Source organism: Serratia sp. Je.1.23.a (assembly GCF_051129805.1).
Classification (GTDB): domain Bacteria; phylum Pseudomonadota; class Gammaproteobacteria; order Enterobacterales; family Enterobacteriaceae; genus Serratia; species Serratia liquefaciens.
This window is the reverse complement of the sequence record NZ_JBCPSR010000016.1, coordinates 1-15,653: the sequence shown is the minus strand read 5'-3', so window position 1 is coordinate 15,653 and position 15,653 is coordinate 1. Positions and strand designations below refer to the sequence as shown.

The 15,653-nt window shown below is 49.5% G+C and carries 13 protein-coding genes and 4 pseudogenes; 12 read left to right on the top strand and 5 right to left on the bottom strand.

What is annotated here, in order from left to right; translation table 11 throughout:
* Positions 1-116: 116 nt before the first annotated feature.
* A pseudogene (locus tag AAZT04_RS25855) lies at positions 117-834 on the bottom strand (IS3 family transposase); the annotation flags it as partial.
* Between the two features lie 188 nt (positions 835-1,022).
* Here AAZT04_RS25855 and AAZT04_RS25850 point away from each other — a divergent pair.
* From AAZT04_RS25850 to AAZT04_RS25835, 4 genes are all read left to right on the top strand, one after another.
* Positions 1,023-2,654: a hypothetical protein gene (locus AAZT04_RS25850; RefSeq protein ID WP_434682327.1), complete on the top strand. Its 1,632-nt coding sequence runs from the start codon at positions 1,023-1,025 to the stop codon at positions 2,652-2,654.
* Between the two features lie 84 nt (positions 2,655-2,738).
* Positions 2,739-2,948 carry a transposase family protein gene (locus AAZT04_RS25845; protein WP_129984162.1) on the top strand — a complete coding sequence of 70 codons (210 nt, stop codon included), beginning with the start codon at positions 2,739-2,741 and terminating at the stop codon, positions 2,946-2,948.
* A gap of 488 nt (positions 2,949-3,436) precedes the next feature.
* A protein-coding gene (locus AAZT04_RS25840) for an IS3 family transposase (protein ID WP_425314003.1) occupies positions 3,437-4,851 on the top strand; the annotation gives its coding sequence in 2 pieces (ribosomal slippage) (positions 3,437-3,794 and positions 3,794-4,851; 1,416 coding nt in all).
* Complete coding sequence (locus AAZT04_RS25835) at positions 4,826-5,338, top strand: IS110 family transposase (RefSeq protein WP_434682328.1); 513 nt, start codon at positions 4,826-4,828, stop codon at positions 5,336-5,338. Before AAZT04_RS25840 ends, AAZT04_RS25835 begins: the two co-directional genes overlap by 26 nt.
* Before the next feature lie 290 nt (positions 5,339-5,628).
* On the opposite strand, the pseudogene AAZT04_RS25830 reads toward AAZT04_RS25835, so the two are convergent.
* Positions 5,629-5,805 (bottom strand): annotated as a pseudogene (locus AAZT04_RS25830) (IS6 family transposase); the annotation flags it as partial.
* 369 nt (positions 5,806-6,174) lie between these two features.
* On the opposite strand from AAZT04_RS25830, the gene vapB reads away from it, so the two are divergent.
* From vapB to AAZT04_RS25795, 7 genes are all read left to right on the top strand, one after another.
* A complete protein-coding gene (vapB, locus tag AAZT04_RS25825; RefSeq protein ID WP_129983790.1) occupies positions 6,175-6,405 on the top strand; it encodes a type II toxin-antitoxin system VapB family antitoxin in 231 nt (76 codons plus the stop codon).
* Entirely contained in the window at positions 6,402-6,818 is a 417-nt protein-coding gene (locus AAZT04_RS25820; RefSeq protein WP_129983789.1) for a type II toxin-antitoxin system VapC family toxin, read from the top strand. The genes vapB and AAZT04_RS25820 overlap by 4 nt, the downstream gene beginning before the upstream one ends.
* Before the next feature lie 464 nt (positions 6,819-7,282).
* The gene (locus AAZT04_RS25815; protein WP_129983788.1) at positions 7,283-7,690 is read left to right on the top strand and encodes a transposase; all 408 of its coding nucleotides are present in this window, start codon (positions 7,283-7,285) and stop codon (positions 7,688-7,690) included.
* Positions 7,687-8,037, top strand: coding sequence for an IS66 family insertion sequence element accessory protein TnpB (tnpB, locus tag AAZT04_RS25810; protein WP_129983787.1), 351 nt, complete (start codon positions 7,687-7,689; stop codon positions 8,035-8,037). Before AAZT04_RS25815 ends, tnpB begins: the two co-directional genes overlap by 4 nt.
* A gap of 30 nt (positions 8,038-8,067) precedes the next feature.
* Positions 8,068-9,660, top strand: a complete 1,593-nt coding sequence (gene tnpC, locus AAZT04_RS25805) for an IS66 family transposase (protein WP_129983786.1) — start codon at positions 8,068-8,070, stop codon at positions 9,658-9,660.
* Positions 9,661-9,781: 121 nt separating this feature from the next.
* Positions 9,782-10,750 (top strand): hypothetical protein, encoded by a 969-nt coding sequence (locus tag AAZT04_RS25800; RefSeq protein ID WP_129983785.1) that lies wholly within the window; start codon positions 9,782-9,784, stop codon positions 10,748-10,750.
* Positions 10,751-10,978: 228 nt separating this feature from the next.
* Positions 10,979-11,827 carry a hypothetical protein gene (locus AAZT04_RS25795; protein WP_129983784.1) on the top strand — a complete coding sequence of 283 codons (849 nt, stop codon included), beginning with the start codon at positions 10,979-10,981 and terminating at the stop codon, positions 11,825-11,827.
* 181 nt (positions 11,828-12,008) lie between these two features.
* Here AAZT04_RS25795 and AAZT04_RS25790 read toward each other — a convergent pair.
* From AAZT04_RS25790 to AAZT04_RS25780, 3 genes and pseudogenes are all read right to left on the bottom strand, one after another.
* A pseudogene (locus tag AAZT04_RS25790) lies at positions 12,009-12,234 on the bottom strand (transposase); the annotation flags it as partial.
* Between the two features lie 371 nt (positions 12,235-12,605).
* The gene (locus AAZT04_RS25785; protein WP_129984138.1) at positions 12,606-13,610 is read right to left on the bottom strand and encodes an IS110 family transposase; all 1,005 of its coding nucleotides are present in this window, start codon (positions 13,608-13,610) and stop codon (positions 12,606-12,608) included.
* Positions 13,611-13,806: 196 nt separating this feature from the next.
* Positions 13,807-14,292 (bottom strand): annotated as a pseudogene (locus tag AAZT04_RS25780) (transposase); the annotation flags it as partial.
* 154 nt (positions 14,293-14,446) lie between these two features.
* On the opposite strand from AAZT04_RS25780, the gene AAZT04_RS25775 reads away from it, so the two are divergent.
* The gene (locus AAZT04_RS25775; protein ID WP_434682324.1) at positions 14,447-15,382 is read left to right on the top strand and encodes a hypothetical protein; all 936 of its coding nucleotides are present in this window, start codon (positions 14,447-14,449) and stop codon (positions 15,380-15,382) included.
* The last annotated feature ends 271 nt before the right edge of the window (positions 15,383-15,653 follow it).

Genomic DNA, 15,653 nt, shown 5'->3' with positions numbered 1-15,653 from the left:
GCTCAGGTTCTCCACCGTCACACCCGGTGGGATTGTTGGGTTTCTCGTCATGAGTTACCGGCTCAATATTCCAGACAGACTCGTGGTTCATTTGAGCATCCGTGCTCGCCCTGAACTCCGGGCACACAATAGGTGATGTCGCCCACCCATTTCTGGTTTGGGGCCGTGGCAGTAAAGTCTTGCTTCAACAGGTTGGGGGCCACTGGACGTTTGTGACTCGAATCTGTTGTGACCTTGAACTTCCTGGCCGCCTTCGCCTTCAGCCCTTGTCGCCGCAGGCTGGCGACTATCGTTTTACGGTTGTAACCCCAGCCCTCTGCCCGCAATTCATGGTATAGGCGGCGGGCACCATACCGGCCTTTATGCTCGACAAAAGCGCTGGCGTTGCGGCAGTCACAGCGTTCCCGCCGTAACTGTGAAGGTGTTTTTTGCCCGGCTCGCTGACGCCAGGCATAGAATCCGCTGCGGCTGACAGCCAGGACCCGGCCATACAGGTAATACGAAAATCAGCCTGATGCTGTTGCATAAAGACGTACCTCACTTCAGGCGTTTGGCAAAGTACGTCGCGGCCTTTTGGAGAATGGCTAACTCCTCGGCCTGTTCAGCCAACTGGCGTTTGAGTTTTGCAATTTCAATGAGTTGCTGTTGTTCCCTCTCGGAGTTTGTCAATGCTTGCTGCTGTTTTTTACGCCAGGCGTAGAGCTGAGACTCATGCAAACTCAGCTCCCTGGCGGCTTTGGCAACGCCGATCCGCAGGGCCAGTGCCAGGGCATGCTCACGGAACTCATCAGGGTAACGATTTCTGGCGGTTTTATGGTCTGTAGATTGAGTCATAGTGCACCTCTGTTAGCAATTTTACTCGCTTAACAGCGTGTCCACGATCTCTGGGCCAGATCAAACCCAGCGATAAAGGGTGGAATGGCCAACGACAATACCATGGTCTACACTAACACGCTCAGAATCAACGTGCCTTATCCATGCTCCAACGCATCCGTTAAGGCGACACAACCTTTGAGTACAGCATGAAAGCTTTTTTGAATAAATCTGACCGGGCTTCGCGTTCTGACGTTATCGATGTAGAAAATGATTCGTTATCTGAAGCGATTGCTAAGAAAATTACTAATACCAGTATATCAAATGAAACATATTATAAATTTCAAAAAATTGTAGGGCGGCGCATAGTTAGCCCTGGATTTCGAGCGGATGTTATAAATGCTACGCAGCTTCTCGATAAATTCAGCAATCCCACAGTAAAAGCATCAATCGCCGAAATCTTACACCCGCTCACGGTTATTGTTGGTGAGAAGATGCCTATTTTCTTTGAAAAAAATAGATATGATGGGACATCCTATACCGATAGGTTTACCCAGTTTTTGAGAACCCCTGAAGGGATACGACATCAAAAAGAGGTTGATGTTGGGATTAGCGCACTACGAGCGTGGGCCGAAAAATGGGCGGGTGAAAAAGGGTTAAGTAAAAGAATAATAAGTCATCGCGCTAATGCACTCAACCATCTTCGCGGTGGGCTCCTTGGCCAGCCTCGAGAAAACGATCCGCTTACTTTACGTCATTTTGTCGAAGATGGGAAAGCCAGCTTTTTTAAAAACCTGTCAGCTTTATATGATAAGGACCTTGATGAGGACATAATACACCCGTTACTCGACAGCACGCTTTCTGAGCTTGATGTATGCGATCCTGGTATGCTAATTGCCCTACAAGGCACTTCAGATTATATTACTCAACTACAAAACGGGAAAAATATTTTCGCGCAGTTGGTTAGTCAACGAGAAGGCCTTCTCGTTACCTTAGTTTCTGCTTATGTTAAAAATTTGTACAATACTGGAATATTAGAAATGCCACTCAACGCTTATAATGGGTATGAGAAGCATTTCGTTGCTGCGTTCCGATGGGCCGCAGCCCGTAAGCTAGATAATTTACTTGGTCTATCCCCATCCTTAAAGGCGCTTGGGGATCCCTATGCTCGAACTATCATTGACAATCAGCAGGCGTGGAGAGGGAATATACCATTTGATAAGTGTGTTGATGATCTTGTAAAAAAACTAAAAAATGAATTACTAATTTTCCAGAGTGATTGGATTTTTCAGCAAGTAGATAGTGGGTTTTCCATCATTAACGATGAAATGATTAAAGTGGCAAGAAAAAACAAGGCTGACATCATTCGGCAAGAAATCCCAGAAGATCTTGTTTTTAATGAGTTCTATGAAGGATACAAAAAGGTCACTGAGAACTTAATTCTTCAAGGGTGGGGTTCAGAGTACATTCCGAAAATGAATGATATATTTCATCAGCAAAAAGATGAGAGATATTTTTATAGTTCCGATAAGGTTTTTGTGCTGATTGGTGTTTTACAACAGCTCATAGATAAAAAAATATATGACATTTTATCTGTGGTAAGCAGTACAATGACGGGGTATTTAAAGTGTGATATGGACGATAAAGAAAGATTTTTTTATTATACGGAAAAAAAAATATACATATTGTACCCTGATTTGTTGAATAAGTTATTTTACTTGATAAAAAATGGCAATGATGTTAAACTAAAATTACTTGAGGAAGCCGAACTTTTGAGTGACCCATCTGATGAAGATCAACTTGAAATACTTAAGTCTTTACGTGACAGTTTATTACTATAGACACAGGGCGGGATCCCACTTTTTAATTGAACCTTTTCGACATTGGGTGATCAGATCCATGTCGACATTTGATACGGACTAATAATGAGTATTTTCAGTTATTTCTTTGTCATTCCAGACCCAAGGAAAGACGTCAATATTAAGCACAATTTATTCGATGTACTGTTTCTTGTTCTCGCAGCCGTTCTTAGCGGTGAGGACATTCAAGCTTTCGGTGATGCGCACTCGACTGGCTACGAAAATATCGCACATTTGAAAATGGCATACCACGAACAGGACGGGATTCCACTTTGAGTACAGTTTAACTAAATCGCAAAATTTGATTGGAATCGAAAATCGGTAGTGAAAATTCAATCGATAAACATCGAATGTATGGTTATAAATTAAGCTTAAACTGTTCGTATCTTATGCAGAATAACCACACAAAGTGAGTCAGATGTAGCGGCTCGCGTTTGAAAACCCCCATGCTCGCGTTTATCGGCTTTTTTGCTCAAATTAACTGCAAATGAAAATCCCCGCGTGCTCACATTAACTGCCACTGTGCTCGCGTTTATCTTTTCATGCTCGCAATCACCATTCCCGTGCTCACAATAACTTCAAATCAAAATTCTGATCTGGCCCAGACCCCCCATGTCAGGGTAGTTGTCGCCTCTAACTGAAAAAAATCCAGGGGGCTGGAGATGATCATGGGAAGCTATTCACCAGAACGTAAAGCGGCGGTGATCGCCAGAATGTTACCACCACATAACCAGTCGATTTATCAGCTCTCACGGTAGGAAGGTATCCCCGTCAACACCCTTTATGGGTGGCACTCACAGGCGGGAAGCCAGATCCCTTCTGCGACCGATGACAGTAAGTCGCCCCAGGAGTGGTCTCGGGATGCGCGCTTCGCCGTTATCGTTGAAACGGCGCCACTTTCTGCTCATGCTGTTGCTGAATACTGTCGCCGTAAAGGCCTCTATCCTGAGCAAATTCAGCAATGGAAGGATGAGTTAATGCAGCCAGACCAGCGTGACGAAAAAGCATTAATAAAAAAACAGCAAAAGGAAATTCAACAGCTTAATCGCGAGCTCGCCCGCAAGGACAAAGCGCTGGCTGAAGCCGCCGCGCTATTGATACTACAAAAAAAGCTCAAGGCGTTGTTCGACGAGGAAAACGGGGACGAATGACGCGCACCGCCGGCCGGCTGCGGTTGATGACGATGGTGCAGGAAGCCGTCGCTGCCGGGGCCCGAGTGAGTGAGGCTTGCCGTTGCGTTGGGCTGAGCGAACGGACATTACAGCGCTGGGGAAAAGGTGCTGATGACCGTCGGTCTACAGCCGCTCGGCCGACACCGAAAAACAAGCTCAGCGCAGAAGAGGAACAGCAGGTGCTGGCCATCTGCCATGAACCGCGGTTCGCCAGCCTGCCGCCGGCGCAAATCGTGCCACTGTTAGCCGATGAGAAACGCTATATCGCCAGCGAGTCGACGTTCTACCGGGTACTGCGGCGTGCCGGCGAAACGACTCACCGTGGCCGGCAGAAGGCGCCGCAAAGCAAGCCGCTGTCGACCTGGAAGGTGACGGCACCCAACCAGGTGTGGTCATGGGATATCACCTGGCTGAAGTCGCTGACAGCGGGCCACTGGTTCTACCTGTATCTGATAGAAGACGTGTTCAGCCGCAAAATCGTGGGTTACGAGGTGCATCGGGTTGAAAGCGGCGAGTATGCGGCAGAGCTGCTGAAGCGGACGGTGCTGAGCGAACGCTGCTGGCAGGAGCCGCTGGTGCTGCATGCGGATAATGGGGCCCCGATGAAGTCGCAGGTGCTGCAGGTGAAGCTTGCGGAGCTGAAGATCACGCCATCACATAGCCGCCCGCGAGTGAGTAATGACAACGCGCACGTTGAGTCGCTGTTCAGGACGCTGAAATACGTGCCGTCGTGGCCGGAGAAGGGCTTCGCGACGCTGGAAGAGGCGCGGGCCTGGGTAGAAACCTTTGTCGTCTGGTACAACGAAGAGCACCGCCATAGCGGGATCCGCTATGTGACACCAGGCCAGCGGCACAGAGGGGAAGACCGGCAGTTGCTGGCGCAACGTAAATCGGTGTATGAGGCCGCAAAAATGCAGAGTCCGCATCGTTGGTCCGGGGCAACGAGAAACTGGAGTCGACAGGACGAAGTCTGGTTAAATTCTGAGCGTAAAACACAGGCTGCATGAATCAACTGAGGCGACAACTACCTTGACACGCACCGAAGCTAACATCACAGAATATGACCGAATTTTGTCCCGCATGGCCAAAACAGATCATCGCAGTCAGCGGCTGATGGAGCTAAAGGGCGTTGGCCCCACAACGGCCTGTGCGCTGGTCGCCAGTATCGGTAATGCACATGATTTTAAAAATGGACGTCAACTGGCAGCCTGGCTGGGACTGACGCCATCACAATACAGCAGCGGTGGAAAATCAAAGCTCGGCAGGATCACAAAAGCCGGTGATTCGTATCTGCGAACGCTTCTGGTACAGGGGGCTCGTTCAGTGCTTATTGGCGCTGAGAAAAGGACTGACTCATTCAGCCGTTGGGTTTGTATGTTGGTTGAGCGCAGAGGGTACTGGCGGGCTGTTGTGGCCATCGCCGCCAAAAACGCGCGGCTATGCTGGGCATCACTACATTACGGCGATGATTTCCGGCTGTACTCAGCCAACTAAAGCTCGAAGCAGTATAACCACCATCTGACCTGCAATTCGTTGATGATAAAGGGTTAGACCCCGTGAGGCCTATCTGGCTATTGTACAGGATATCCGTATCCGCTTAACGAACAAGAACCTCACGCGCGTCTTTCATCAGGGCCCGAATCGATGACGATTCATCATGGCCGTTTATAGTACCGCAGTCTCTCCCCTTTATTTTTACTGAAGAGCAAACAGAAACCATAAATACCGGCGTTGACATGCCGGGGAAGCCCTTATAGTACAATAATTTTCGATATCCAAACTGCCCCCAATTTGATAGCCCAGCGACGGATAGTTTCATAAGAAACGTCAATCCCGCGCTCCAGCAACATTTCCTCCATTTCCCGAAGACTTAGATTGAAACGGAGGTAGAGCCAAACCGCATGGGAGACTATCTGCGGTGGAAAGCGGTGATGTTTGAAACTGATCGTTGATGTTTGCATCCGGAAAAGATAGGTAAACTTAGTATTTGCATTAAAAAGCATGAGCTATCTCCGTTGATTAATACTGTACGAATGCACAGTTAATTCAACTGTATAGACCGCGTCTGCCGGGGACAACCCCATGGAGGGCACTCTCGTTTGTACTAAGTCTGGTACAACAGGCGTTGTGGTCGAGTACAACCTAATCAGTCCCAGGAAGATCCGGGACTAGCAGAAATCGGATCTGAAGAGAAAAACACAGAAAGGGACATATGTAAAACATATTCATATTTCATACATCTGCATATGCATCACCTATACACACGTAACACATTAGCATATACTTAGCCTATGCTGATAGGCCATGAGGCCAGAAACTAGGAGGACATCATGCGAACCGTATCGATCTTTAAAAACGGCAACAACCGCGCCATCCGTCTGCCCCGCGATCTGGATTTTGAGGGGGTGAGTGAGCTCGAGATCTTTCGGGAAGGGGACAATATCATCCTACGTCCCGTCCGCCCGACCTGGGGTTCGTTCACGCAGCTGGAAAAGACCGATCCTGACTTTATGGCGGAGCGTGCGGATGTAGTCTGCGATGAAGGACGATTTTACCTGTGAACAAGACCTATATGCTCGACACCAACATCTGCTCATTCATCATGCGCGAGCAGCCGGAAGCCGTCATTAAACGCTTGGAGCAGGCGGTGCTGCGTAACCACCGCATCGTGGTTTCGGCCATCACTTATGCCGAAATGCGTTTCGGTGCTGTCGGCAAGAAGGCCTCGCCGCGCCACACGCATCTGGTTGATGCCTTCTGCGCTCGCCTTGATGCCATCCTGTCCTGGGATCGGGCCGCGGTGGACGCCACTACCGAGATCAAGGCTGCCTTGGCCGCGGCCGGGACACCGATCGGCCCGAACGACACGGCGATCGCCGGCCACGCCATTGCCGCCGGCGCCATATTGGTGACGAATAATACGCGAGAATTTGCGCAAGTGCCTGGCCTGACGCTGGAAGACTGGGTCAGATAAACCCGTTATCAATGTAGTGTCGTACAGCAAAATGAGCTAATACAATTGGCTGAGGGGGATCTTATGAGTTATGGCTAGCTTTTCGAAACACAGGACGAGGAAGTTTCCGGAGATATTGTTATTGATCTGGAACACCTTCCTCCGGAGCTTAAACTGACCGCTATCCAGATTTTAGTGAATCAGATTGACCGTGAAACGGCAGAGAAAAAACTTGCAGAAGTCATACAGCAACTTGGGTTTGATATATCCGCAGCAGAACTGTCAGCATATCTTTTTAAACCGGGTCAGGCCTGACAGTTGCCCTGGTGGCGGCGGGATCAACGTCCATAGGGTTGCTTTCATCAGCAGTTGATTGAATTTAACATAATGCGCGTTATATGTAAGCGTCAAGCCACTGCCGCCTGTGATTTTGGTTCCGGGATCGTTAGGTTAGAGCTCCTTCTAAACCAGATGGAGCTCTATTCATGGAAAACACTGCCGACTGGCGAACTGAATCACGCACAGTCTATTCCAACGACTTTAAACTTCGTATCGTTGAACTCGCTTCTCACCCCGGAGCCAATGTTGCAAAAATCGCGAGAGAAAACGGGGTTGCTCACAACCTCATTTTTAAGTGGCTGCGCATGTGGCAAAACGAAGGTCGGATATCTCGCCGCCTGCCTGCGACCATCGCTCCACCTCCAGGGCCGTCACTCTTACCCGTAGAGATCGTACCAGAGTCCACAGAATCTGATATCGCTTCCGGGCTGTGCCCATTGAATGCTTCTTCCTGCTGTGTGGAGTTCCGCCACGGTAAAATAACCCTGGAAAATCCGTCGCCGGAATTACTGGCCGTGCTGCTGCGTGAGCTTACCGGGAGAGTGTCGGGATGATTAGTCTTCCGTCAGGTACCCGCATCTGGCTGGTTGCTGGCGTCACAGATATGCGTAAATCATTCAATGGCCTGGGCGAGCTGGTTCAGCATGCTCTTGATGAGAACCCGTTCTCAGGTCATCTGTTTATCTTCCGTGGTCGCAAGGGAGATACCGTAAAAATCCTCTGGGCGGATGCTGATGGCCTGTGCCTGTTGACCAAACGTCTTGAAGAAGGCCAGTTCATCTGGCCTGCTGTACGCGATGGCAAAATTGCGATCACTCGCTCACAACTTGCTATGCTCCTCGATAAGCTGGACTGGCGTCAGCCAAAAACAGCACGCCTTAACTCACTGACAATGTTGTAAAAAGAACATGACCGCATTATAAATGAGGTCATGAGTCAGGACTATCTCGCCCGTATCGCCGCGCTGGAAGACGCGCTTCGCCAGAAAGACAACCAGCTCAGCCTCGTTGCAGAGACTGAGTCGTTCCTGCGTTCGGCGCTGGCCCGCGCCGAAGAGAAAATAGAGAACGAAGAGCGTGAAATCGAGCATCTGCGGGCACAGATAGAAAAACTGCGCCGGATGTTGTTCGGTACCCGTTCAGAAAAACTTCGCCAACAGGTTGAAGAGGCCGAAGCCCTGCTGAAACAGCAGGAGCAGCAAAGCGATCGCTACAACGGACGGGAAGACGATCCGCAAGTTCCGCGCCAGCTTCGCCAGTCCCGTCACCGTCGACCTCTCCCTGAACATCTTCCCCGCGAGATCCATCGTCTGGAGCCAGCAGAAACCTGCTGCCCGGACTGCGGCAGCGATATGAAATATCTCAGCGAAGTCAGTGCGGAGCAGCTGGAGCTGGTCTCCAACGCCCTGAAAGTGATCCGCACGATCAGGGTGAAAAAGGCCTGCACCCGATGCGACAGTATCGTTGAAGCCTCTGCGCCATCACGCCCCATCGATCGGGGTATCGCCGGACCAAGTCTGCTGGCCCGCGTGTTAACAGCCAAATACTGCGAACACCTGCCGCTATATCGCCAGTGTGAAATCTTTGCCCGCCAGGGCGTGGATCTGAGCCGGGCTCTGCTCTCCAACTGGGTGGATGCCTGCTGCCGGTTAATGGCCCCGCTGAATGAAGCCCTTTATCACTACGTGATGGACAGCCGCAAACTGCATACGGATGATACTCCGGTACCCGTACTGGCACCGGGCAGAAAGAAGACGAAAACCGGGCGCATCTGGACGTACGTGCGCGATGACCGGAACGCTGCCTCGTCTGATCCGCCAGCGGCGTGGTTCGCGTACTCACCGGGCAGGCAGGGGAAGCATCCTCAGCAGCATCTTCGCCACTATCATGGTGTACTGCAGGCGGACGCCTTCGCAGGGTACGACAGGTTGTTCAGCGCAGAGCGCGATGGTGGCCCGTTGACAGAAGCGGCATGCTGGGCCCATGCCCGCAGAAAAATCCACGATGTCTATATAAACACGCAAACGGCGACAGCAGAGGAAGCACTGAAACGTATCGGCGAGCTGTATGCCATCGAGGAAGAAATACGCGGCCTTCCGACAGCAGAGCGTCTGGCAGCCAGACAGTCCCGGAGCAAACCGTTGCTGTCTTCGCTGCACGACTGGTTGGTGGAGAAAATCGCTACGCTATCGAAAAAATCGCGGCTGGGTGAGGCGTTCGCTTACGCGCTGAACCAGTGGGATGCGCTGTGCTACTACTGCGCTGACGGTCTGGCAGAGCCGGATAATAATGCAGCGGAGCGAGCGTTACGGGCAGTATGTCTGGGTAAGAAAAACTACATCTTCTTCGGCAGCGATCATGGTGGTGAACGTGGTGCCCTGCTGTATGGTCTGATCGGAACGTGCAGGCTGAACGGTATCGATCCGGAAGCCTACCTTCGCCATATCCTGAGCGTACTGCCAGAGTGGCCCAGTAACAAAGTGGCCGAACTGTTGCCATGGAATGTAGATCTCACCAAGCAATAGTCGTCAATACGGTGCTCACTTAACGCTTACAGCCTATCAGGCTGCAGGGGGGGAAACTCGAGAAGATCTGTTTGCTGAAAGCGTCATCCTGACCAATCCGCTGATGCTGGAGACGTTGGCTATGGCCAAGCTGCAGGCGGCGGCAGACGAAGTGGCGAAAAATGAAGGGTGGGCATGGGCGGTTGGCCGCAGTCGTGAGGTGCGGAGTTATAACGGAGACGAAAAGACCTTCGAGATCCTTTTTGCTCAGGCGAAATTGAGCGACGAATTGCAGACAGAAATGGATCAGCTGCTCACCGAGCAAGAACTGCTGGATGACATGTTTGATACTGCTGGACTCGATGCAGACGAAGAATGGGAACATGCGTTGCGCGTTGAGCAGATTGAGGCGCGCATCAACGAGATCAACGACGCCGCCGAGATCAATGAGTGGTCGCCGGAAGTTCGTGCGACGGCGGGCGTAGTCGCTTACCTGAAAGATGGCCAGATCCAAATCCAACGTGGCTTGATGAAAGTGGAGGACATCAAGCAACAAGAAAAAGCCAACCGCGAAGAAATCAAGAAGAACACCCCACCGTCAGAAAAGGGGCTGTCCCAAGTCTTGGTGAGCAGTTTATCCGCCGAACGTACTTTAGCCGTGTCAGCGGCGCTGGCGCAGAACACCAACGTCGCGATTGCACTCCATACGTTCACGCTGGCCAACCGTATTTTCAATAACGGCTACAACTATGTGCTGCATACCTCCGTAGATAGCCAGCACAGCGCATGCCTGAGCCAATCAGCAGAGGCTGATAGTGGTAACAGCATTGCCAACCAGAAATTAAACGAGATACATGAGAGCTGGTTGAGCCGTTTCCCACAGGACTGGAGTGACGATTTCACATGGTTGCTCGAGTGGCCACTGGCCGACGTGCTGGCGTTGTTGACTTACTGCATTTCTCACTCTGTTGACGGTAAAGAAGCTCACATGCGTGACAACAGGATCGCCTGCCGATTGGAGCGCATCGAACAAGCACTTAACTTCCAGATCGGGGAATGGTGGAAACCGACCACCGCAAACTTCTGGAGCACTGTCCCCGGTACGCTATGAACAGATGACTGATAAAAAAGTGTCCGGTTTAACTTGACCAGAACAACTGTTGCCATGATAAGCTTATCCCCTCCAGATTTTTGCAACAGTTCCCAAGGCTCTACCCTGACCGCCGTTAGCGCGACGCAGTCTTTCAATCTACTATACATCAAGTAAGATGTAACTAGCATCGCGAGAAGAGGCCCCAAAACCGTACCATGTAAAGAATCGGAAAAAATGGAGCACTTAATGCCTGGTAAAATCGCCGTTATCACGTTTCCTTCGCGAAACAATCGCACTGAACAAACCAACTTCCGTGCGCAAGCAGAGCAGATCATTTCGAGAAATAAAAAAAAATTTAGCTCCCCGTTGCCGAGTATGTTGCCAATTTTTTCGAGTGAAATTAGCGGTGATATTGAACAGGCATTCCTACAATTGAATAAAGCTAATTTCGCCAACTTTGAAAAAATTTACCTTTTGGCGCATGGCACAGCTCAGGGAATTAAGTCACCCAAAAATGAACATATAACTATCAATGCGAGTGAGTTGGCTCTAAAATTTATGGATAGTGGGGGGATGCGGAAGGCAATTCAGGATGAATTAGTTCTAGCCTTGCGCAAACAACAAGGTGGTTATGCTTATTATACAACATGCCTCCGTTTGCTTGCCTGCAATACTGGTTTACAAGATAAAAATAACCAGACAGTTTACAGTACGAAATCTGCAAAAACCTATTTATCCGATTTCGGGAACCAAATAGGCAACCAGATCATCGAAACGCTTAATTCGCTTGAAAAGCTATATCCGCTGTCTTACCAAAAGTCTAATTTAGAAATAAACATCGTACTTCAGGCACCTACGGGATGGAGTGTCATAATGCACAGTGGTGAGACTGTTGTCTATCATTCAGATCCTGCCCAGGAAGCCAGCGCAGATAAAAAAATGAACACTGCTTACTCCATGTACCAGACCAAAGCACATATGCATGCTGATAAAAATATCGCACCGTTCCTTAAGCCCGACGATCAAAAAAAACTAACCGTTAACATAGGTATCAACAAGCCAGCAGGCAGTAAAAAGCTGGCTCTGTCGCGTTAACGGCAGTCAGTCAGAAAAAGTTGAGCTGCAATCATTAAAAAAACAGCATGTTATCTGACGACGCCTTAATGCGACAGAGCCCACGAAAATGCCTCGGGTTCCGGCAACCTTCGGTGGTCTTTGCAGAGTTAAGACAGGCGGCTTAAAATTATGTTCAATTGATTGGGTTTTTAGAATGGATCCTATAGATAGGCGTTATGAGAAAGCCCTTCATCAGTACCGCGAACCCGGGTCGCTTCGGTTTCTCCCGTACCGTCATCTCCAGCGCGTCGTAGACCTTCGGCCAGCAGCGAGCCCCGCTTGCGGTTGGCCAGAAAACCGTAGTATCGCACCATTTTAAAATGCCGCGCCGGGATATGGCTGATGTAACGCTGCAGCATCTCCTCCTGGCTGATTTTCTGGCGTTTCGAGCGATAGGGCTGTCAGACGGCGCGGGCGTTGAGGTGAGGCTGGATCTTAAAGACGGTTGAGGCAGCAGCGCTGCCGTGCTCGCCCCGCAGGGGCGCTACGTTCATGGTTAGGAATCTATGGTCACTCCCGTTTTTGCAACACCGATCTTGACGATATTGTTGGCTTGCATGAATCTATCCGGCGTCTGAATAGGCATTACGCCCGCGCCTCGATGAGTTCCGCGCCTGATGAACCTTATAAATTCAACGGCCTTCAGGCCTCTCCTAACCACAGGTTCTTCATCAGGCCGCTTGGCCGTTTATATCATCAGTAATCAGTATCCGCAAAACCAGGTAAGTGAATGTTTAATAGTTAGAATCGTCGACAGTTATGCTGCAAATGGCTTATCCCTGATAGTCAGGGCCCATGCTATCCTGGCCAACTTATTTGCCAGAGCGCAGGTGACTATGAAATTATTTTTGCGGAGTAATAACTCCCTGACCCAGTCGGCAAGTTGGCCGGATCGATGCTCTAGCGTCCTTAGATATACTCTCGCGCACTGTACCAACAAGGCCCTGAGTTTTTTGTTGCCACGTTTACTGATCCCCAGCAATGTGGTTCGTCCTCCCGTGCTGTGTTGCCGTGGAACCAGACCTGTTGAAGCTGCAAAATCCCTGCTGCTTCCATACTGTTTTCCATCGCCTAACTGAGTGGAAAGCAGACTTGCAGTCAGAGGGCCGACGCAAGGGATCGTCAGTAATTGCTGACCAGTCGTATCTTCATCCAGCGATCTCTTTAGCTGAGATTCCAAATCCTTAATTTGTTCAAGGAGATACTCATAATGTTCACGCAGTTTCTGCAACAGCCGTATGAGGTAAGGTGGAAGCGGGTTCGTATCCAGAATTTCTGCGAAGCGCCTTATCAAAGTTGGACCTTTTGGGGCGCTGACGCCAAACTCCAGTAAAAAGGCATGCATCTGATTTGTAGTTTTTACCTTATCCCTGACCAGCGATTCTCTGACCCGGAGTAGGGCATGCATCGCTTGTTGGGACTCGGTTCTTGGCTGAACAAACCGCATTGAGGGGCGTGATGCCGCTTCACAGATGGCTTCGGCATCCACAAAGTCATTTTTGTTACTTTTGACAAATGGTCGAACAAATTGGGGGGAAATTAGTTTTGGCGTATGCCCCAACTCGAGCAACTTGCGCACCATAAAATGAGCACCACCACAGGCTTCCATCACGACAGTCGTTGCCTGACACGTCGCTAAAAATTCAAACAGTTTTGACCTGGTGAATTTTTTACGGAAAAGCGCTTTTCCGTGGCGATCCTGACAATGGATGTGGAAAGAGTTTTTACCCAGATCGATACCAATAAGCGCAATGTTTTCCATGATGGATCTCCGAATTAAGACTGTTTTCAGCATAGTGCTTTGGAAGAGGGAGTGACCATCTCATTAACTCAATCGACCCTTTCTAGGTTTCCTAACCATTAATTCAGGCAAAGGATCTCACCATATAGTGAAGGGTGTCGCAGGGTAATGCTGAAAAATGCCAGTTTTGCTGTGTTTTCCATCTAAAATCCGTTTTTCAGGCGCACTTATCCAGAGCCGGTGCCTGAAGCCATCGTTTTTTGGCCATCCGATGCAGCCTGTCGGACAGCATTTTTGTGGCGTGCTCGCCGGCTATAGCCCCGGCAAAACGCAGTCGGCTCTTGCACAGGATGCACTGGTACGGGTCGGTACCCAGGAAAGCTTTCATCAGCACCGCGAACCCCGGCTTCTGCGGTTTCTCGCGTGGCGTCATCTCTAATGAATCGTAGACTTTCGGCAGCAACGAGCCTCGTTTGCGGTTGGCCAGAAAGCCGTAGTAGCGCACCATTTTAAAGTGTCGTGCCGGGATATGGCTGACGTAACGGCGCAGCATCTCCTCCTGGCTCAGCTTCTGGCGTTTATGCTGCTGAGTATTGTGGTCGTAATACTGGTGTACCACCGAACCGCCACGGTAGTGTCGCAACTGCGACGCCGCCACCGGCGGACGTTTCAGGTAGCGGCCGAGGTATTTGACGCTGCGCCAGACTTGGTGGACACGCCCTTAAGAGAGGACTTGTCGTTCGAATACCATCGGGCTGACATAACCCAGTGTGCTATGTCACCACTCGTTTAAATGCACTACACTATCCCTATCTGCATGTCGTTGTACTGTTCAAAAGTTTCTTATGAGGCAACATATGAAAAATAGTCAAAAATGTTTAAGTTCTCGTCATGATCAACTATTCCCAATTCTAAATACAGCACACGATTTTTGTGAACAAGGAAATTATTTTTCCGCTTTTCAGTACATTGGCGACAAACTCACTCGACTATATAACAATGTTAATATAAATGATTTAGATAATATTCGTACTATTGTTCGTAACCACCCTATTTTTAATATATGCCAGCAGGATCCTTATACGAACAGGGCATTCACTAAACCGCGCGGTTATGCCGGGGATGCTGTAATGCTTGATTATGTTTATTCCGGTATAGTGCCTCCTCAGACAACTCCGCATGGACGGGGGGTATTTGAGTGTACAACGAGGGGTTCAATGGGGTTGTCAGTTTTATTTAGACGAACATTACTGACTGCGTATGTTAATGATATAGTGCTTAGAAATCAATCGGCAAGGATATTATCTATTGCTTCTGGCCATTGTCGAGAGTTGTCTGGCAGCCTTGCACTGTCTGATATTTTTAGGGGCGAAATCATCGCGTTAGATCAGGATGAAAAATCATGCTCAGAAGTTGACCGGGTTTATCATGGTAAGGTAAAAACAGTTGCTTCAGGAGTAAAAAAACTATGGTGCTCATCCGGCTCTGAACTCGGACAGTTTGATTTTATTTATTCGGCAGGATTGTATGACTATTTACCCGATGTTCAGGCACTAAAATTAAGTGAATCTCTTAAGTCAATGCTCAAGCCGAAGGGGCGTCTCGTTGTCGGGAATTTTAGCCCCACGAACAATGGCCGCGGTTATCTCGACCTGGTAATGAACTGGCATCTTATTTACCGTGACAAGCAAGAATTAATCAGCCTCTTTGGTGACCTGGCAGAGTTCGCTATGGAAATATACGATGATCCTCATCAAAATGTTACTTATATTGATATCATCAGGAATCAGTAAAATTTATGGTGTTGTCACGTTAATCAGGGTTCTGTGGCGTTGGTGCATGGATAGGGTAAGAGCGCAATTTCCCTTACCCGCCCTGTTTTAGACGGTTTTAGCCTGCTTGCGGACAGAATGAGGCCGTGCCACTGACAGCAGGCGGTTCATGGTTAGGAATCTATGGTCACTCCCGTTTTTGCAACACCGATCTTGACGATATTGTTGGCTTGCATGAATCTATCCGGCGTCTGAATAGGCATTACGCCCGCGCCTCGATGAGTTCCGCGCC

Excerpts from the sequence above, each read along its gene's own strand:
- AAZT04_RS25850 (WP_434682327.1), top strand. The coding sequence starts at position 1,023 with ATGAAAGCTTTTTTGAATAAATCTGACCGGGCTTCGCGTTCTGACGTT.
- AAZT04_RS25795 (WP_129983784.1), top strand. The coding sequence starts at position 10,979 with ATGCCTGGTAAAATCGCCGTTATCACGTTTCCTTCGCGAAACAATCGC.
- tnpC (WP_129983786.1), top strand. The coding sequence starts at position 8,068 with ATGAGTCAGGACTATCTCGCCCGTATCGCCGCGCTGGAAGACGCGCTT.
- vapB (WP_129983790.1), top strand. The coding sequence starts at position 6,175 with ATGCGAACCGTATCGATCTTTAAAAACGGCAACAACCGCGCCATCCGT.
- AAZT04_RS25785 (WP_129984138.1), bottom strand. The coding sequence starts at position 13,610 with ATGGAAAACATTGCGCTTATTGGTATCGATCTGGGTAAAAACTCTTTC.
- AAZT04_RS25845 (WP_129984162.1), top strand. The coding sequence starts at position 2,739 with ATGAGTATTTTCAGTTATTTCTTTGTCATTCCAGACCCAAGGAAAGAC.
- AAZT04_RS25815 (WP_129983788.1), top strand. The coding sequence starts at position 7,283 with ATGGAAAACACTGCCGACTGGCGAACTGAATCACGCACAGTCTATTCC.
- AAZT04_RS25800 (WP_129983785.1), top strand. The coding sequence starts at position 9,782 with ATGGCCAAGCTGCAGGCGGCGGCAGACGAAGTGGCGAAAAATGAAGGG.
- AAZT04_RS25775 (WP_434682324.1), top strand. The coding sequence starts at position 14,447 with ATGAAAAATAGTCAAAAATGTTTAAGTTCTCGTCATGATCAACTATTC.
- tnpB (WP_129983787.1), top strand. The coding sequence starts at position 7,687 with ATGATTAGTCTTCCGTCAGGTACCCGCATCTGGCTGGTTGCTGGCGTC.